Genomic DNA, 17,227 nt, shown 5'->3' on the forward strand with positions numbered 1-17,227 from the left:
TGAAAGCACAAGACCAGTCCAATGCATGAACGATTGAACCAATGGGAATTCGTGTGGGCGGCGCTGGCAATCGGCGTGGCCGGCACGCTGGTGATGGTGGTGTGGTCGCTGTGGGCGATGATCCGCGCCGAACGCCGGCGTGATGCGGTGCGCCGCAAATGAGCGCAGCCGAAACCATCCGTGGTCCGATGATCAAGCCAAAGCACCAGCGGCTGGTGCTCGTCGTGCTGGCGCTGGTCGCGCTGGTCGGCGCCGGGCTGCTGGCGGCCTGGGCGCTCAGCCGGCAGGCCAGCTATTTCTATATCCCCAGCGACATCGTCGCGCACCCGCCCGAAATGGGCCGGGCCGTGCGGTTGGGCGGGATGGTCGAAAAAGGCTCGATCAAAACGATGACCGACGGGGTGACCATCCATTTCACCGTCACCGACGGCAAGGCGCGTGTGCCCGTGCGGTTTTCCGGGATCACGCCCGACCTGTTCGTCGAAGGATCGGGCGTGGTCGCCGAAGGGCGGATGGAGGGCACCAGTTTTGTGGCCGACAATCTGCTGGCCAAACATGATGAAAAATATGTCCCGCGCGAAATGCAGAACATGAGCGCGGACCAGGCCAAACAAGTGGTGGCACAGACCAAATGATCACGCATACTGGCCGGATAACCGGGATTTTGGCGCCATGATTGCGGAACTGGGGCTTGCCGTGCTGTGGATGGCCGCGGCGCTGGCGGTGTTGCAACTGGTGGCCGGCGCAATCGCACTGCGCCCCGAAGGCCGCGCGCTGGTGGGGCTGGTGCGCCCGGTGGCGGTGATGCAGGGCGTGCTGGTGCTGGTGGCGTTCGCCGCGCTGATTTCGCTGTTTGTCAGCACTGATCTGTCGGTCAAGCTGGTGGCCGAAAATAGCCATTCGGCCAAACCGCTGATTTTCAAGATCGCCGGGACCTGGGGCAACCACGAAGGTTCGATGCTGATGTGGGTGGCGATCATGGCGGTCGCCGGCGCGGTGGTGGCGGTGATCGAACGCCGGCTGGATGAACCGACGCTGATCGCCACGCTGGCGGGGCAGGCGTTCATCAGCCTGGGGTTTTATGCCTTTCTGCTGTTTGCGTCGAACCCGTTCGCGCGGCTGTCGCCGGTGCCAGAGGAAGGGCAGGGGCTGAATCCTTTGCTGCAGGATGTCGGACTCGCGTTTCACCCGCCCACGCTTTACGTCGGTTATGTCGGGCTATCGATTGCGTTTTCGTTTGCGATCGGTGCGCTGGTCACGCGCAATGTCGGGCCGGCGTTTGCCCGCGCGATGCGCCCGTGGGTGCTGGGCGCGTGGATTTTTCTGACCGTGGGCATCACCGCCGGATCGTACTGGGCCTATTACACGCTGGGCTGGGGCGGCTGGTGGTTTTGGGACCCGGTTGAAAACGCGTCGCTGATGCCCTGGCTGGCGGCGACCGCGCTGCTGCATTCGGTGTCGGTGCTGTCCAGCCGCGACGCGCTGCGCACCTGGACGGTGATGCTGGGCGTGCTGGCGTTTTCGATGTCGATGGTCGGTACGTTTCTGGTGCGATCGGGCATCCTGACCTCGGTCCACGCCTTTGCGGTCGATCCGCAGCGGGGGTCCTTCATCCTGGCGCTGCTGGCGATCGACATCGGCGGCGCATTGGCGCTGTTCACCCTGCGCGCAGGCACCGTGACCGAGGGCGCCCGCTTTGCGTTCCTCAGTCGTGAGGCGGCGCTGGTGTTCAACAACGTCATGCTGTGCGGCATCCTGGGGATCGTGCTGATCGGCACGCTCTATCCCCTGCTGACCGAGGCCTATGGGGTGAAGGTGTCGGTCGGGCCGCCCTATTTCAACCCGGTCGCGGCGTTCTTTGCCTTTCCGATGTTTGTGGTGATGAGCATAGGCCCGCTGTTGCGCTGGCGGCGCGACCGGTTGACCGGCACTGGCGGCGCCGACCGGCGCGCACGCGTAACCTGGCCACTGCTGGTCTGTGCCGGGCTGGCGCTGGCGGTGTTCGCCGGGGTGGAACTGCTGGCGCACCAGATTGCCGTGCTGCCGGCGATCGGCCTGGCGCTCGCGTCGGCGCTGCTGCCTGCCGCCATGCTGCCGCTGGTCGGGCGCAATCTGCGCCGCACCCCGCTGCCGGTGTGGGGCATGGTGCTGGCGCATGCCGGGATCGCGGTGTCGCTGTTCGGTATGGCCAGCGAAAGCGCGTTTTCGGTCGAACGGCTGGCCGCGCTCAACGTGGGTGAGGCGCGCGATGTCGGCCCGTGGCAGGTGCGGCTGGACAATATCATGCCCGTCGCCGGCCCGAACTGGACTGCGCTGGAGGCCGGGGTTGAGGCGCGCTATGCCGGCAACGCGCCGATCGCGCTGCACCCCAAGGCGGAAACCTTTACCAACCCGCCCGGCACCCGCACCGAATCTGCGCTGTCCACGCGTTGGAACGGGCAATTGTATGTCGTATTGGGCGAACACGGCGCCGATGGCCGCTGGCAGATGCGGCTGTGGTGGAAACCGTTTGTGCCACTGATCTGGCTGGGCGGGGCGATGGTCGCGCTGGGCGGATTGCTGGCGCTGACGGGCCGGGTGTTCAGCGATCTGCGCCGCTGGGTGGCCAAAACGCGCATCTCGGTGCGGCAGGCGGATCGGCGGCGATGAGCGATAGCACCGCACCATCAGCAACGCAGCCGCGCGCGCGGCTGGCACTGTGGCTGCCGCTGGCGATCTTTGCCGGGCTGTTTGCGCTGTTTGTGCACGGCTTGATGCGCCCGGGCGACCACAATGTTGTCAGCGCGTTTGTCGGCAACCCGTTGCCCCCGTTCGATCTGCCCCCCGCCACGGCCGACCGGCCAGGGCTGGCGATGCGCGCGTTTCAGACCGGCAAGCCCAAATTGCTGAACGTGTTTGCCAGTTGGTGCGTGCCCTGCGCGGCAGAGGCGCCGCAACTGGCGACGCTGGCGCAGGCCGGCGTGGAAATCGATGGCGTGGCGATCCACGACCGCCCCGATGATCTGGCGCAATTCCTCACCCGCAATGGCAATCCCTATGCCGCGATCGGCCGGGATGACCAGCGTGCGGTGCAACTGGCGATCGGGTCGTCGGGCGTGCCTGAAACCTATGTGATCGATGGCCACGGGGTGATCCGGTACCAGCATATCGGCGATATCCGTGAAAGCGATGTGCCGATGCTGCTCGACAAACTGAAAGCGGCGGGGGCGGGGCAATGATACGCGCCATTCTTGCCGCGCTGGTGCTCATGCTGACGGCGACGCCAGCCATGGCGCAGGAAAACGTGCCGCCGGCGCCCTATGCCTATCGGCAGTTGGACAATCCCGATCAGGAGGCGCGGGCAAAGGCGCTGATGGTCACGCTGCGCTGCGTGATGTGCCAAAGCCAGTCGATCGCCGATTCCGACGCGCCGATTGCCGGTGATATGCGCAGCGAAGTGCGCATGCGCATCGCCAAGGGTGAAGACCCCGAACATATCCGCCAGTGGCTGATCGCGCGCTATGGCGATTATGTCAGTTACACCCCGCAGGTCAAACCGATCACCTGGCCGCTGTTTGCCGCGCCATTGGTGATCCTGCTGCTGGCGGCGCTGCTGTTGCGCCGGCGCTTTTTCGGCGGCGCGCCGGCCCGGGCCGACGTTGCCAGTGTGTCGGCCCCTGCCGACGAGGGAGATCGCGCATGACCTGGGTGGTAATCCTCGGGCTGGCTGCCGTGGTGTTCGCGCTGATGGCGTTTGTGCTGAAAATGCCGCGCCCGGCGTGGGAAATTGTCGGTGCGGCGCTGATGCTCGGGCTGGCCGGCTATGCCGTGCAGGGGCATCCGGGTGCACCCGGCGCGCCCAAGGCGCCGCTGGAGGACCAGCGCACCGCCGATGCCGAATTGCTGCGGCAGCAACAGACGATGGGCGACAAATTTGGCCAGGGGCAATCGTGGCTGGTGGTGTCGGATGCGCTGTCGCGCGCCGGGCAGTTTCGCGCCGCGGCCGATTTTCTGGGCCAGGCGGTGCGCCGCAATCCGCGCGATGCCGATCTGTGGGTGGCGCTGGGCAATGCGCTGACCGGGCACAGCGACGGCACGATCACCCCGGCGGCCGAATTTGCTTTCCGCCGCGCGGCTGCAATCAACCCCGATCATCCTGGTCCGCCGTTCTTTATGGGCATGGCGCTGGCGCAATCGGGCCATCTGACCGAAGCGCGCGAGCTGTGGGCTGGGCTGTTGCAACGCGCGCCTGCCAATGCCCCGTTCCGTGCCGATCTGGTGGCGCGGCTTGACCGGCTGGACCAGCTGATCGCGATGAGCAACGCCCCGCCAGCCGCTGACGGCGCACCCGCACCGGCGCCACCAGCGAACCCGCAACCTGCGCCAGCGTCCCCGTCTGCGCCCGCATCAACCAACCCTTGATGCGCGACCATTGCCCGGGTCTGTGGGCGATGCTAAGGGCGCGACACCATGACACAGCTGCCCGACCCGGCATGACTCTGTCCGCCAGGAGCAGGCCAGGGGCCATCGCATCATGACCACATACCAGGGCGAAGCGATCGTGCCGACCGAGGCGGTCGCGGTAAACCGGCCGGTGGCCGAACGAGGCGCCAGCGTCGCCCGGCTGGCCGTCGGCGCGATGGGGGTGGTATTTGGCGATATCGGCACCAGCCCGTTGTATGCCCTGCGCGATACGTTTGCCGGGCGCCACCGCCTGCCGCTCGATTCGCTGCATATCCACGGCATTGTCAGCCTGATGTTCTGGTCGATGCTGATCATGGTCACGTTCAAATATGTGATCATTCTGATGCGTGCCGACAACAAGGGCGAAGGTGGCAGCCTGGCGCTGCTCGCGCTGATCAACCGCGAAACCGCCGAGCGGAGGTGGGGGCGCGGCGTCATCCTGCTCGGGGTATTTGCGACCGCGCTGTTTTATGGCGATGCGATGATTACCCCGGCGGTGTCGGTAATGGGCGCAATTGAGGGGGTGGCAATCTATCGCCCCGAAATGCGGTTTATGGTGGTGCCGCTGGTGGTGTTGATCCTGATCGCACTGTTTTTGTCGCAATCGCGCGGCACCGCCCGGCTGGCGACGTTTTTCGGGCCGATAATGCTTGCCTATTTCGGCACCATCGCGGTGCTTGGCGTGGCCAGTGTCGCGGTCCATCCGCAAGTGCTCGCCGCCTTGTCGCCGCACTTTGCCGTGGTAATGTTCGCTACCGATCCGTGGCGGGGGTTTCTGGCGATGGGCGCGGCAGTGTTGGCGGTGACCGGGGCCGAGGCGCTTTATGCCGATATGGGCCATTTCGGGCGCATCCCGATCCGCCTGTCGTGGCTGGCGGTGGTTTTGCCGGCGCTGGTCCTGAATTATCTGGGGCAGGCGGCGCTGTTGCTGCGCCAGCACGAGGCGCTGGCCAGCCCGTTCTTTCTGCTCGCACCACACTGGTTTCAATGGCCCTTGCTGATCCTGGCCAGCCTGGCCGCGATCATCGCCTCGCAAGCGGTGATTTCGGGGGTGTTTTCGGTGACGCAACAGGCGATTCAGCTTGGGTTTATTCCGCGCATGACGATCCGTCATACCAGCCTGGCCGCCGGACAGATCTATATCCCCGCGATCAACACGGCGCTGCTGGTGGCGGTCGTGCTGCTGGTGCTGGTGTTCCAGCGGTCGACCAATCTGACCGCAGCTTATGGTGTGGCGGTAACCGGCGCGATGTTGATCGACAACGTGCTGCTGGCGGTGGTGCTGTTCCGGCTGTGGCATTGGAAACCGATTTTTGCGGTGCCGCTGCTGGCGCTGTTTTTTGCGGTCGACGGGCTATATCTTGCCGCTAACCTGACAAAAGTGCCGGATGGCGGCTGGGTGCCGTTGTTGATGGGGGTGGTCGTGTTCATCCTGCTAACGACCTGGTCGCGTGGTCGCGCGCTGCTGCGCCAGACGATGTCGGCCTCGGGCATTCCGCTCGAAGTGTTTACCAAGTCGGCGCATTCCAGCGCGATCCGCGTGCCCGGTACGGCAGTGTTTATGGCCTCGGCCGCTGCCGGGGTGCCCTCGGCGCTGTTGCACAACATGAAGCACAACAAAGTGCTGCACGAACGTATCGTGCTGATGACGATACAGATCGAGGACACGCCGTTTGTCGATCCGGCCACGCGCGCGGTGATCAAGGAGTTTGGCAACGGCTTTTACCGGCTGAAACTGCGCTTTGGCTTTCTGGAAGAAACCGATGTGCCCGGCGCGCTCAAGCTGATGACGCTGGGCGGCGAACCGTTCGACATGATGCGCACCAGCTTTTTCCTGTCGCGCCAGACGCTGTTGCCATCAGATAAACCGGGCATGGCGTTGTGGCGCGAAAAACTGTTTTCGTGGATGCTGCGCAATTCGGCCAGCGCGATGGAATTTTTCCGCCTGCCCACCAACCGCGTGGTCGAACTGGGCAGCCAGATCAAAATCTGAATTTTTGGGAATGGAGTGATGCGATGAAGCTGCCGATCGTTCGTCTGTCCGCGCTGGCAGCGGTGTCGATGCTGGCCACTGGTGTGGCCATGGTACCCGGCCAGGGCCGCGTAACGGCGTCGCCCGCCACCGTCCCTGCCGATTGCGCCGCCGACAATGGCGGGCTGACGCTGCCGCCGGGTTTCTGCGCAACGGTCTTTGCCGACAATCTGGGCCATGCCCGCCACATGACAGTGGCGGATGACGGCACGGTCTATGTCAACACCTGGGAAAGCGGCGATTATTTCCCGCATGCTCCGTCGCCCACCGGTGGCCTGGTGGTGGCGTTGAAGGATCGCGATGGCGATGGCGTGGCCGATGTGGTCGAACGCTTTGGCCCCAGCGTGGCGCGTGGTGGCCGGGGTGGCACCGGCATTGCGCTGTGGCACGGCGGACTGTTTGTCGAAGAAAAGGACGCCGTGGTGCGCTATGCGATGGCGCCCGGGCAGATGGCGCCCAGCGGCCCCGCACAAGTGGTGGTATCGGGGCTGGTGCTGGGTGGCGATCACCCGATGCACCCGTTCGTGATCGATGCGTCGGGCACGCTGCTGGTCAATTCGGGTTCGGCCACCAACACCTGTGAACACCCCAATCGCCAGCCGGGCGCAAAGGGCGCCGATCCGTGTATCGAACAGCAGACGCGCGGCGGCATCTGGGCCTATCGCGCAGACAAGCTGGGGCAGACGTTCTCCCCCGCCGACCGCTGGGCCACCGGCATCCGCAACACTGGCGGCATGGCGTTCGATTCGGCGGGGCGCATTTTCGCCACCCAGCATGGCCGTGACCAGTTGTCGCAGAACTGGCCGGCGCTGTACAACGCCGAACAGGGCGCTGAATTGCCCAACGAAATCCTGTTTTCGCCAACAAAAGCCACGGATTTCGGTTGGCCCACCTGCTATTACGACGCGACCCAGGGCCATCACGTGCTGGCGCCCGAATATGGCGGCGATGGCGGGCATGTGCAGGGGCGCTGCGCCACCAAAACCCCGCCCGTTGCCGCATTCCCCGCGCACTGGGCGCCCAACGACGTGGCAATCTATACCGCGCGCGCGTTTCCGGCCGCCTTTGCAGAGGGCGCGTTCATCGCCTTTCACGGGTCATGGAACCGTGCACCCGCGCCGCAGGGCGGCTATCTGGTGGCGTTTCAGCCGCTGAAGGATGGCAAGGCGGCCGGGCAATGGATTCGCTTTGCCGATGGCTTTGCCGGCGAATACCGCGAACCGGGCCGCGCCGCGCACCGCCCCGCCGGGGTGGCAGTCGGCCGCGATGGCGCGCTGTATATCGCCGATGATGTGCGCGGCACGATCTGGCGCGTCACCTATCACGGCCCCGCCGACGCCGCCCTGACCGATGCCCCGCCCGCCGCCATCAAAAGCGCGCTTTCGGTGGGTAACGGGTTCAGCAGCGCGCCGCCAAAACCGCCCGCCGGTTCCACCGTCGAAGAGGTCGCACTGGGCCAGCGCATCTATTTCGGCGAAGCCAAAGCCGGCGCCTGCGTCGGCTGCCACGGGTCAGACGGACGCGGCAGCGCGGCCGGCGGATCGCTGGTCGGCCCGGCATACCAATGGAGCGACGGTTCGGTCGACGGCCTTTCCGCCACGATCACAGCCGGCGTGGCCCACCCCAAACACGCCAGCGGCGCGATGCCCGCGCTGGGCGGGTCACCACTGGATGCGGCCGATGTGAAGGCGGTGGCCGCTTATGTGTGGACGCTGGGGCATTCTTCGCGCTGAATTGGTCAGGTGGATTATGGGGTTTTCGCACCTGTCACGGTAATTCAGCCCAACGGACAGGTGCGGGTGCTGAAATGATGCCGTCGAGCTACGAGGCCTTGAATGGTCAGACATTGGAATTCGACCTGGATGCCGTTGTGGATGTCATCAATGGCTGGAGTGCTATCAAGTCGGGGTGGCAAGGATTTATTGTCTACCTGCCAGCGAAAGATCAGTTCATCGAGCTGTTAAGCACGGTGCCAGATGTTCGAGGTAATTCACAAGACGAAGCTATTGAGGTAGATGCGCGATATGTCGAATCTACATATGGTGTATCATCAGAAGAGATAATGAAGCTCCGCAGCGCGCCGGCTGAGTGGAGTTTCATAAAGAAGCGATAACTCTGTTGCCGCAGAAGGAGCAGGATTACGGTGACAGGCATTACGGTGCCACTTTACCAAATCGCCTGAACTCCCCGCCTCACGGCCGCAAGATGCCTCGCGGTATCTCCAGCGCGGTCAGGCGGCGGAGCGGTCTGCATCATCGCTTAGCTCGCCCATGCCGGTAAGGCGCATCACACCGCTACCTGGCAGTTCCACCCGCAGTTCCAGCGTGCCGCCCGCAGCCTCGACAAACCGGCGCAGGGTGGACAGGTAGAGGTCGGCCTGCCGTTCCATCTTGTGGACGGCGGGCTGTTTTACACCCAGGCTTTGGGCGATCTGTTCCTGCGAACGCGCTGCCAGCTTGCGCAGGGCTTTCAGCCCCTCGACCTCAGCGTGGAGTTCGGCGCTACGCGCTTCGACCTGTGCGCGTTCGTCAGGCGACAGATCATCGAGCAACTGTTCAAGGGTGCGCCCCAGCACACTGGTCTTGGCGGACTTTGCCTTGGCTGCCATGCTAATTTCCTTTCAACGCATCGAGATGCTCGGCGAACCGGGCATCAGCTTTGCCAATCAGCGCTTTGTAAAACCGCTTCTGCGCCACCCCGGTCTTGTCGCCCGCAACGAGGATAATCCCCTTGCGCTTGGGATCGAACGCGAAAGCCACCCGCCAAACCCCATCTTCCGCGTTGAACCGAAGCTCCTTCATATTGGGATACTTCGATCCTGTCAGCGTATCGGCATGGGGCCGCGCCAGAGCGGGGCCATAGGTGCGTAGCAGCATCAATTCCGCCAGCAAGGCAAGCCGCACTGACGTGGGCAGCGCGGCATATTCGGGTTCGAACGCTTCGTGGTTGGTGACCGTCCATTCCATGGGGTCATATAACCTAGATGTTATTATTTGTCGAATCCAACTCTTCGCTCCCCTCGGCATCAAGCTGGGCGAGCAGTGCCTCGGCAGCATTGGCGGCGCCGGGTTGGGTGGCAAGCCGAGACCGTGATTGCGGTGTCACGCGCGACCCCCAATCACCACAAATCCCGCGCTATGCTGTCCTAATGGTGGCGCTCAATCGTGTGGCGTGGTGGTCTCCGCCTCGGCCTCGGCCACATCGCCCAGGCCGTGGCGCATAAGCATCGGCACTTGCGCAAAGGTGAACGCGAAGGACAGCGCGGTTACGCCCCATACCTTGATCGTCAGCCAGGTTTCAAAGCCGCCGTTGTCCTTGTTGTACCAGTGGCGCAGCACTTCGTTCAGCACCGCCAGAAACACGAAAAACCATGCCCAGTTGCGCGACAGTTTCAGCCAGCCGGCATCGTCCAGCCCGTCGAACGCCGATTGCAGCAGATCGCGCAGCATTGGGCGTTGAAAGCGCAAGCCCGCGAACAGGATGGTGGCAAACAGCACATAGATCACCGTCGGCTTGATCTGGATCCAGGTCGGATCGCCGAAAAACACCGTCAGCGTGCCAAACCCGATGATCAGCGTGGATGACAGCCACAGCATCGGCGAAATTTTGCCCAGCCGCCATTTGGACAGCGCCAGCGCGGCCACGGTGGCGACCATGAACACCATCGTGCTTTTGGTCACCGCGATCACCGCGCTCAGCCCGGGATCGCCGCCCTTGGGCGTGAAATACCGATAGGCCAGGAAAAACACCAGCAAGGGGCCGTAATCGACCGCCAGGTTGATCCATGATGATGGGCGTTTGGCGGGGGCGGGCTGTGCGGTCATGGCAACCATCCGATGGTTTGGCGCGTTATGCCCGCTGTCGTGCAGGGTGAAGGCGCCGAAGACGCTGCCGCGTCTGATGTTTTGCTGGATTCCGGATCAAGTCCGGAATGACGAAATGTGCTGGGTGATGTGCTGGGCGATGGGTTGGCCGATGTGTGGGGCGCGGTCACGCGACATCTCCGGCAATCACGCGGGCGACCAGCGCGGGGTCGAACGGGCGCAGGTCATCGATCTTTTCGCCGACGCCAATCGCATGGATCGGCAATCCGTATTGTTCTGCCGCGGCCACCAGCACGCCGCCGCGCGCGGTGCCATCCAGCTTGGTCATCACCAGCCCGGTCACGCCGGCCACTTCGCGGAAAATTTCGATCTGCTGCAATGCGTTCTGGCCATTGGTGGCATCCAGCACCAGCACCACGTCATGCGGCGCGGCCGGGTTCAGCCGGCCCAGCACGCGGCGGATCTTGGCCAGTTCATCCATCAGTTCGCGTTTGTTGTGCAGGCGGCCGGCGGTATCGACGATCAGCACGTCGGTGCCCGCCTCGGTCGCTGCGCGCACCGCATCGAACACGATCGAGGCCGGGTCTCCGCCTTCGTCGCCGCTGATGATCGGCACGCCCAGCCGGTCTGCCCACACGCGCAACTGGCCGATTGCCGCCGCCCGAAAAGTGTCGCCGGCGGCCAGCATCACGCTGTAATCCTGTTCCTGGAACAGGTGCGCCAGTTTGGCGATGGTGGTGGTCTTGCCCGAACCGTTGACCCCGATCACCAGAATGACCTGCGGCCGGGGGAACGCCACGATGTCCAGCGGCCGCGCGACCACGCGCAGGATCGCCTCGATCTCGGTGGCGACCGATCCGCGCAGGGCCGCTTCATCCAGCCCGGATTCAAACCGCCCGGCGGCCAGCCGCGCGCGAATCCGCCCCGCCGCGCGCGGGCCGAGGTCCGATGCGATCAGCGCGTCCTCGATATCGTCGAGCTGTTCGCTGGTCAGCCGCGTCGCGCCGGTCAGCCCGGCCAGATTTTCAGCGAGGCGTTCGGTGGTCTTGCTGAAGGCGCCCAGCAGCCGATCGCTCCAGGTTTCCTCACTCATGGCGCTTCTTCACTCATGCCAGCAGTCCTTCGTCGATCGTGGTCGGCGTCAGTGTGACCAGTGTGCCCGGTACCGTGCCCGCGGGCAGGCGATAGGGCGCAAATTCGCCCGAATGGCCTGTGCCGTCGCGTTCGGCCAGCACTTCGCGTGGGAGCCCAACCAGTGTCTGCAACCACGCCGCACGGTTTTGCGCCACACGTTCGCGCAATTGCGCCGCGCGCGCACGCACCACCACCGGATCGACCTGTGGCATTCGCGCCGCCGGCGTGCCGGGGCGCGGCGAATAGGGGAAGATATGGCCGTGCACGATGCGCGCATCGGTGATCAGCGCCAGATTGTTGGCGTGCATCGCCTCGGTCTCGGTCGGGAAACCGGCGATCACGTCGGCACCGATGGCGATTTCGGGGCGGCGGGCCAGCATGCGGTCGATCAGGCCGATGGCCTGCGCCCGCGTGTGGCGGCGTTTCATGCGTTTCAGCACCATGTCATCACCCGCCTGCAGCGACAGGTGAATATGTGGCATCACGCGCGGCTCGCCGGTGACGATGTCGAACAGCTGATCATCGATTTCCACCCCGTCGAGCGAGGACAGCCGCAGCCGGGGCAGCGCCGGAAACGCGCGCAAAATGGCCGCGACCAGATCGCCCAGCCGGGGCGAGGGGCGCGCACCATCCGCCAGATCGGCGCCCCAGCCGGTGACATCGACCCCGGTCAGCACCACTTCGTTCACACCGTGGTCCAGATGTGCGGCAATCCGCCGCACCACGTCGTCCACCGGGCTGGACACGCTGGCGCCGCGCCCGGCGGGGATGATGCAGAACGTGCAGGCATGGTCGCAACCGTTCTGCACCGGCACAAACGCGCGGGTATGCTGCGCCGATGCCGGTTGCACCACCGGCGCGGGTGCGGCCTGCCAGCTGCGCGGCAACAGCTTGGCCGGGTTGGCCACCACGGCATCGACTTCGGGCATGGCGGCGAAATCATCGGGGGTAATGGTGGCCGCGCAGCCGGTCACCACCAGCCGCGCGGCGGGATGATCGCGACGCAGGCGGCGCACCGCGCGGCGCGACTGGCGCACCGCCTCTGCGGTTACTGCGCAAGTGTTGACCACCACCGTCGCGTCCGGTGCATCCGCCAGCATCGCGCGGATCGATTCGCTTTCCGCCAGGTTCAGCCGGCAGCCAAGCGTGACCACCGTAGGGTCGGTATTTCGGCGTTGGGGCGCGGTCATGCCGGATAATCGTCCGCGGCAAACACGCCTTCAAAACTCAAGGCGGCCGGCCCGGTCATGGTGATCATGCCATCAGGCCCCCAGGTTATGGTCAGCGGCCCGCCCGGCAGCGTGACCACCACACGCCGCCCGGTCAGCCGCCGGCGCATCGCCGCCACAGCGGTGGCGCAGGCGCCGGTGCCGCACGCCCGGGTCAGCCCCGCGCCGCGTTCCCATACGCGCAGGTCCAGCGTGTCCGGCCCGGTCAGCGTGGCGACATTGACGTTGATGCGCGCAGGAAACAGCGCATCGGTTTCAATCATCGGCCCCAGCCGCGCCAGATCGACGGCATGGGTGTCGGTCACAAAAAACACCACGTGCGGATTGCCGACATTGACCGCGACCGGGTTGGCCAGATCCTCCCACGCCACCGGCATGGCCAGCGTATCCATCGCAAAGGCCAGCGGGATTGCGTCCCAGTCAAAGCGTGGCACGCCCATTGCGACGCTGACCGCAGCATCGGCACCAGCGGCGCTGGACTGGGCGACGATCATGCCACCCAGCGTTTCGATGCGGGTTTCGCCGCCGCGCTCGTCGGCCAGCAGCAGCCCGACCGCGCGCGCGGCATTGCCGCAGGCCTCTACCTCGCTGCCGTCATGGTTGAAAATGCGCATGCGCACATCGGCATGCACGGCGCTTTCCAGCACGATCAGCTGGTCACAGCCGATCCCGGTGGTGCGCGCCGCAATCGCAGCGGCGCGGCGCGCGGTCATGGCCAGGCCGTGCGCGGGCGCGGCATCGCGGGCGTCGATCACCACGAAATCATTGCCCAGGCCATGCATCTTGCGAAAGGGGATGCGCATGGCTGCGCCTAGTAGAGCAATGGGCGCGGTTTGCAAACGCGCCGCAGCGGAGCGCGCTGGGGAGCGCGATCAGGCAGTCCGCGAATCCGTCGCCGGGGATGCGGGCGGCACAGTCGCGGTCGGCACGGGCTGTGCCAGCAGGCTGCATCCGGCCAGTTCTTGATACAGCGCCTGCGCGCTCAGCGGTTGGCCATACAGATAACCCTGCCCTTGCAGCGCACCCAATTTGCGCAGTTCGGCCAGAATTTCCGGCGTTTCGACCCCTTCGGCGGTGATCGGCAGGTCCATCCCCCGACCGATTGCCGCGATCGCTTCGACCACGGCGGCGCTGTCGCGGCTTTGGCCCAGCCCGGCGATGAAATTGCGGTCGATCTTGATCCGGTCAAACGGCAGGGTGCGCAGATGCGCCAGGCTTGATGCGCCATGGCCAAAATCATCCAGGCTGATGCGGATGCCCTGGTTGCGCAACGATGTGACCAGCGATCGCACCATTGGCAGGTTTTCGCGCAAGCTGACCTCGGTAATTTCGATATCCAGCCGGCCGGCGGGAAAGCGCGCCTCTACCAGCAGTTTCAACAGGCGCTGGGCAAACCACGGGTCGCGCAATTGCACCGGCGAAATGTTGATCGCCAGCGTCAGGTGCGGGGCCCAGTCGCGCGCATCGATCAACGCGGCGCGAATCAGGTGCTCTGACAGGTCGGGCATGACCCCGATCTCTTCGGCCACAGGCACAAACACATCGGGGCCGACCACGCCCAGCGTCGGCGAATTCCACCGCGCCAGCATTTCAAACCCGGTGATCGCACCCGATGCCAGATCGACCTGCTTTTCATAATAGGGGCGGAATTCGCCGTTCTTCAGCCCCGCGCGAATCGCCTGTTCCAGCCGGTTGCGCGCCAGCATGTCGGCTTCCATCGCCGGGTCGAACCAGCAATGCTGGCTGCGGCCGCCCTTTTTGGCCTGATACATCGCCACATCGGCGCGGTGCAGCAGCGTGTCGGTGGCCTCTGCCAGGGTCTGGTCGGTGGTGATCGGGGCGCATACCGCACCGATCGACGCGGTCACGCCCACGGTGTGTTCGCCGCACTGGATCGGCAGGGCGATGGCATGGCCGATTCGCGCGGCCAGTCGTTCGGTCTGCGCCATGCCGTCGGCGCCGCGCGAAAACGGCACCAGCGCGGCAAATTCGTCACCGCCCAGCCGCGCGAGCACCGCGTCGGCCGGCAGCATCGCCGCCGTGCGCCGCGCGGTTTCGACCAGCACCGCATCACCCACGCCGTGGCCATGCGAATCATTGGCGCGCTTGAACCGGTCAAGATCGATCAGCATCAGCGCCAGGCTGCCGCCGCGCGCGGCCACGTCGGCGGCCAGCCGGATCAGCGTGACATCGAAACTGCGGCGGTTGAGCAATCCGGTCAGCGGGTCGGTATCCGCCAGCCGCAGCGCGGCGGCCTCTGCATCGCGGCGCGCTGCCACTTCCTGCAACAGGTCGGTATAGCGTCGCCAGCCAAACACGATCAGCGCGATATTCAACAGCAGGGCATTGGTCAGCAGGCTGTCGACGTTGGTTTCGCCAAACAGCAAGTGGCGCGCCAGCCCGGTCAGCACCGATGACCCGGTGCCGACAAACAGGATGATTGCGGCAAAAATGATGCCCAGTGCCACGATGTCGCGCTCTGTCCGGGCGATTGCGGCGACCGGCGCGGCTGCTGCCGCGTTCAGCGTGACAGGCAGCGGCGGCGCCTGCACCGGATGCACCGTGGCCTGATCGGGTTGGGGATCCGCCAGTGTTTCGGGCGGTGTTCCGGCCAGTGTTCCGGGCGGTGTTCCGGGCATGACCGGTCCCGGCGCTGGCACGCGCTGCGGTTCATGCTGAACATCCTGCCGGGGCATTGCGCCTGGTCCGCTCCTGTGGTGACGTGGTTCTTCGTATGCCGGTCTAACCAGGTTTGCTGAAATTTGGGTTAAGCGCGCGCCGTTTTGTGGTCGCTTCGTCTGGGCGATCGGGTCGGATGGCCGTTCGCCATGGCGGCGGGTTGCCAAACCGTGTGCCACAGCCTAAGGCCGCGCGGCAAACCGGTCGATTGTGACCGGGTTGCTGGATTCGCTTTCGGCTGATGCAGCCCAAAGCCCACGCTGGTCGGCGAGGTTTCGCCCACCGGCGTTTTTGTCGTTTTGATACGGGATGGCCCGATATCAGACGCCAGGGCATGGGGTGCGGGTGCGAAAATGAAGGCAGGAGTGGTGCGCGGTGTTCGATAGTCTGTCAGATCGGCTGAGCGGGGTTTTTGACCGCCTGCGTGGTCGTGGCGCGCTGTCCGAAGAGGATGTGCGCACCGCCATGCGCGAAGTGCGGATCGCGCTGCTGGAGGCGGATGTCGCGCTGCCAGTGGTGCGCCGCTTCATCGATGCGGTGACCGAACAGGCAATCGGCAGCCAGGTGCTGAAATCGGTCACCCCCGGTCAGCAAGTGGTCAAGATCGTCAACGACGCGCTGATCGACATGCTGGGCGGCGGTACGGCAGAGCTGGACCTGGTGGCGACCCCGCCGGTGGTGATCATGATGGTCGGCCTGCAGGGTTCGGGCAAGACCACCAGCACCGCCAAGATCGCCAAGCTGCTGAAAGAAAAGCACGGCAAAAAGGTGCTGATGGCGTCGCTCGACGTCAACCGGCCGGCCGCGCAGGAACAACTGGCAGTGCTGGGCGAACAGGCCGGCGTAGCCACACTGCCGATCGTGGCCGGGCAGCAACCGGTGGCGATCGCCACGCGCGCGGTCAACGCGGCAAAGCTGCAGGCGGTGGACGTGCTGCTGCTGGATACCGCCGGGCGGCTGCATGTCGATGCCGCGCTGATGGACGAAATGAAGGCGGTCAGCGCCGTGTCTGCCCCGCGCGAAACGCTGCTGGTGGTCGATGCGCTGACCGGGCAGGACGCGGTCAACGTTGCGCAGAATTTTGCCGGGCAGGTGTCGCTGACCGGCGTGGTGCTGACGCGGATGGACGGCGATGCGCGCGGCGGCGCGGCGCTGTCGATGCGTGCGGTGACCGGCCAGCCGATCAAATTTGCCTGCACCGGTGAAAAACTTGACGCGATCGAGGCGTTTGACCCGCAGCGTGTGGCCGGCCGCATCCTGGGCATGGGCGACATCGTGTCGATCGTCGAAAAGGCGGCGGCGGCGGTCAGCGCGGATGAGGCCGATCGGCTGGCGCAGCGCATGTCGAAGGGCGAATTCGACATGACCGATCTGCGCACGCAATTGCAGCAGATGCAGCGCATGGGCGGCCTGGGCGCGCTGGCCGGGATGATGCCGGGGATGAAAAAGGCCAAACAGGCGATGGCCAATTCCGGCATGGACGACCGCGTGCTGTTGCACATGGACGCAATTATCGGCTCGATGACGCCGCGCGAACGCGCCAAGCCCGAATTGCTGAACGCCAAGCGCAAGATCCGCATTGCCAAAGGATCGGGCACGCAAGTGCAGGACATCAACAAGGTCATCAAGATGCACCAGGAAATGGCGCGCGCGATGAAACAGATCCGCAAGATGGGCGGGCTGAAAGGCCTGGCCGCGATGTTTGGCAAAGGCGGAATGCCCGGGATGGACCAGGCCGGCGGCGGGCTTGGCGGTCTGGGCGGCGGCATGGGTGGCATGGGCGGCGGCGGAAAGCTGCCGGGCCTGGGCGGTATGCCGGGCAACCTGGGTGATCTTTTGAAACGTAAGTAATTATTTGAATTTGAACATTTTATACAATTTTCGGA

General features: G+C 65.1%; 17 protein-coding genes. 10 read left to right on the forward strand and 7 right to left on the reverse strand.

The genetic code is table 11. The features are described 5' to 3' along the window. The first annotated feature begins 21 nt into the window (after positions 1-21). The 9 genes from ABWP89_RS04670 (at position 22) to ABWP89_RS04710 (ending at position 8,588) form a co-directional block, all read left to right on the forward strand. Positions 22-162 carry a hypothetical protein gene (locus tag ABWP89_RS04670; RefSeq protein ID WP_353227569.1) on the forward strand — a complete coding sequence of 47 codons (141 nt, stop codon included), beginning with the start codon at positions 22-24 and terminating at the stop codon, positions 160-162. Next, positions 159-635 (forward strand): cytochrome c maturation protein CcmE, encoded by a 477-nt coding sequence (ccmE, locus tag ABWP89_RS04675; protein ID WP_353227571.1) that lies wholly within the window; start codon positions 159-161, stop codon positions 633-635. The genes ABWP89_RS04670 and ccmE overlap by 4 nt, the downstream gene beginning before the upstream one ends. A 37-nt stretch (positions 636-672) precedes the next feature. Next, positions 673-2,649, forward strand: coding sequence for a heme lyase CcmF/NrfE family subunit (locus tag ABWP89_RS04680; RefSeq protein ID WP_353227572.1), 1,977 nt, complete (start codon positions 673-675; stop codon positions 2,647-2,649). Then, entirely contained in the window at positions 2,646-3,218 is a 573-nt protein-coding gene (locus tag ABWP89_RS04685; protein WP_353227574.1) for a redoxin family protein, read from the forward strand. The genes ABWP89_RS04680 and ABWP89_RS04685 overlap by 4 nt, the downstream gene beginning before the upstream one ends. Further along, on the forward strand, positions 3,215-3,682 hold the full coding sequence (locus ABWP89_RS04690) for a cytochrome c-type biogenesis protein (RefSeq protein ID WP_353227575.1): 468 nt from the start codon (positions 3,215-3,217) through the stop codon (positions 3,680-3,682). Before ABWP89_RS04685 ends, ABWP89_RS04690 begins: the two co-directional genes overlap by 4 nt. Beyond that, positions 3,679-4,401, forward strand: coding sequence for a tetratricopeptide repeat protein (locus ABWP89_RS04695; RefSeq protein ID WP_353227577.1), 723 nt, complete (start codon positions 3,679-3,681; stop codon positions 4,399-4,401). The genes ABWP89_RS04690 and ABWP89_RS04695 overlap by 4 nt, the downstream gene beginning before the upstream one ends. A 112-nt stretch (positions 4,402-4,513) precedes the next feature. After that, complete coding sequence (locus tag ABWP89_RS04700) at positions 4,514-6,436, forward strand: potassium transporter Kup (protein ID WP_502915231.1); 1,923 nt, start codon at positions 4,514-4,516, stop codon at positions 6,434-6,436. A gap of 23 nt (positions 6,437-6,459) precedes the next feature. Next, complete coding sequence (locus ABWP89_RS04705) at positions 6,460-8,208, forward strand: PQQ-dependent sugar dehydrogenase (protein WP_353227579.1); 1,749 nt, start codon at positions 6,460-6,462, stop codon at positions 8,206-8,208. Positions 8,209-8,321: 113 nt separating this feature from the next. Next, the gene (locus ABWP89_RS04710) at positions 8,322-8,588 is read left to right on the forward strand and encodes a hypothetical protein (protein ID WP_353227580.1); all 267 of its coding nucleotides are present in this window, start codon (positions 8,322-8,324) and stop codon (positions 8,586-8,588) included. A gap of 117 nt (positions 8,589-8,705) precedes the next feature. Here ABWP89_RS04710 and ABWP89_RS04715 read toward each other — a convergent pair whose 3' ends face one another. The 7 genes from ABWP89_RS04715 to ABWP89_RS04745 all read right to left on the reverse strand — a co-directional run bounded on the left by ABWP89_RS04715 (position 8,706) and on the right by ABWP89_RS04745 (position 15,301). Next, on the reverse strand, positions 8,706-9,083 hold the full coding sequence (locus tag ABWP89_RS04715) for an XRE family transcriptional regulator (protein ID WP_353227581.1): 378 nt from the start codon (positions 9,081-9,083) through the stop codon (positions 8,706-8,708). Between the two features lies 1 nt (position 9,084). After that, complete coding sequence (locus ABWP89_RS04720) at positions 9,085-9,441, reverse strand: type II toxin-antitoxin system RelE/ParE family toxin (RefSeq protein WP_353227582.1); 357 nt, start codon at positions 9,439-9,441, stop codon at positions 9,085-9,087. 192 nt (positions 9,442-9,633) lie between these two features. Then, entirely contained in the window at positions 9,634-10,299 is a 666-nt protein-coding gene (locus ABWP89_RS04725; protein WP_353227584.1) for an inner membrane-spanning protein YciB, read from the reverse strand. A 166-nt stretch (positions 10,300-10,465) separates the two neighbouring features. Beyond that, positions 10,466-11,392, reverse strand: coding sequence for a signal recognition particle-docking protein FtsY (ftsY, locus tag ABWP89_RS04730; RefSeq protein WP_353227586.1), 927 nt, complete (start codon positions 11,390-11,392; stop codon positions 10,466-10,468). 13 nt (positions 11,393-11,405) lie between these two features. Continuing rightward, positions 11,406-12,623, reverse strand: coding sequence for a MiaB/RimO family radical SAM methylthiotransferase (locus ABWP89_RS04735; RefSeq protein ID WP_353227587.1), 1,218 nt, complete (start codon positions 12,621-12,623; stop codon positions 11,406-11,408). Then, positions 12,620-13,465, reverse strand: a complete 846-nt coding sequence (dapF, locus tag ABWP89_RS04740) for a diaminopimelate epimerase (RefSeq protein ID WP_353227589.1) — start codon at positions 13,463-13,465, stop codon at positions 12,620-12,622. Before dapF ends, ABWP89_RS04735 begins: the two co-directional genes overlap by 4 nt. 69 nt (positions 13,466-13,534) lie before the next feature. Further along, positions 13,535-15,301 carry a putative bifunctional diguanylate cyclase/phosphodiesterase gene (locus tag ABWP89_RS04745; protein WP_353227590.1) on the reverse strand — a complete coding sequence of 589 codons (1,767 nt, stop codon included), beginning with the start codon at positions 15,299-15,301 and terminating at the stop codon, positions 13,535-13,537. A gap of 415 nt (positions 15,302-15,716) precedes the next feature. Between ABWP89_RS04745 and ffh the strand changes: the two genes are divergently transcribed. Then, positions 15,717-17,192: a signal recognition particle protein gene (ffh, locus tag ABWP89_RS04750; RefSeq protein WP_353227592.1), complete on the forward strand. Its 1,476-nt coding sequence runs from the start codon at positions 15,717-15,719 to the stop codon at positions 17,190-17,192. The last annotated feature ends 35 nt before the right edge of the window (positions 17,193-17,227 follow it).

It is taken from the genome of Novosphingobium sp. (assembly GCF_040398825.1).
Taxonomy (GTDB): Bacteria; Pseudomonadota; Alphaproteobacteria; order Sphingomonadales; family Sphingomonadaceae; genus Novosphingobium.

Coding starts and splice junctions, on each gene's coding strand:
- ABWP89_RS04695 (WP_353227577.1), top strand. CDS start 3,679: ATGACCTGGGTGGTAATCCTCGGGCTGGCTGCCGTGGTGTTCGCGCTG.
- ABWP89_RS04685 (WP_353227574.1), top strand. CDS start 2,646: ATGAGCGATAGCACCGCACCATCAGCAACGCAGCCGCGCGCGCGGCTG.
- ABWP89_RS04720 (WP_353227582.1), bottom strand. CDS start 9,441: ATGGAATGGACGGTCACCAACCACGAAGCGTTCGAACCCGAATATGCC.
- dapF (WP_353227589.1), bottom strand. CDS start 13,465: ATGCGCATCCCCTTTCGCAAGATGCATGGCCTGGGCAATGATTTCGTG.
- ABWP89_RS04725 (WP_353227584.1), bottom strand. CDS start 10,299: ATGACCGCACAGCCCGCCCCCGCCAAACGCCCATCATCATGGATCAAC.
- ABWP89_RS04690 (WP_353227575.1), top strand. CDS start 3,215: ATGATACGCGCCATTCTTGCCGCGCTGGTGCTCATGCTGACGGCGACG.
- ABWP89_RS04670 (WP_353227569.1), top strand. CDS start 22: ATGCATGAACGATTGAACCAATGGGAATTCGTGTGGGCGGCGCTGGCA.
- ccmE (WP_353227571.1), top strand. CDS start 159: ATGAGCGCAGCCGAAACCATCCGTGGTCCGATGATCAAGCCAAAGCAC.
- ABWP89_RS04680 (WP_353227572.1), top strand. CDS start 673: ATGATTGCGGAACTGGGGCTTGCCGTGCTGTGGATGGCCGCGGCGCTG.
- ABWP89_RS04735 (WP_353227587.1), bottom strand. CDS start 12,623: ATGACCGCGCCCCAACGCCGAAATACCGACCCTACGGTGGTCACGCTT.
- ABWP89_RS04705 (WP_353227579.1), top strand. CDS start 6,460: ATGAAGCTGCCGATCGTTCGTCTGTCCGCGCTGGCAGCGGTGTCGATG.
- ABWP89_RS04700 (WP_502915231.1), top strand. CDS start 4,514: ATGACCACATACCAGGGCGAAGCGATCGTGCCGACCGAGGCGGTCGCG.
- ABWP89_RS04745 (WP_353227590.1), bottom strand. CDS start 15,301: ATGCCCGGAACACCGCCCGGAACACTGGCCGGAACACCGCCCGAAACA.
- ABWP89_RS04715 (WP_353227581.1), bottom strand. CDS start 9,083: ATGGCAGCCAAGGCAAAGTCCGCCAAGACCAGTGTGCTGGGGCGCACC.
- ftsY (WP_353227586.1), bottom strand. CDS start 11,392: ATGAGTGAGGAAACCTGGAGCGATCGGCTGCTGGGCGCCTTCAGCAAG.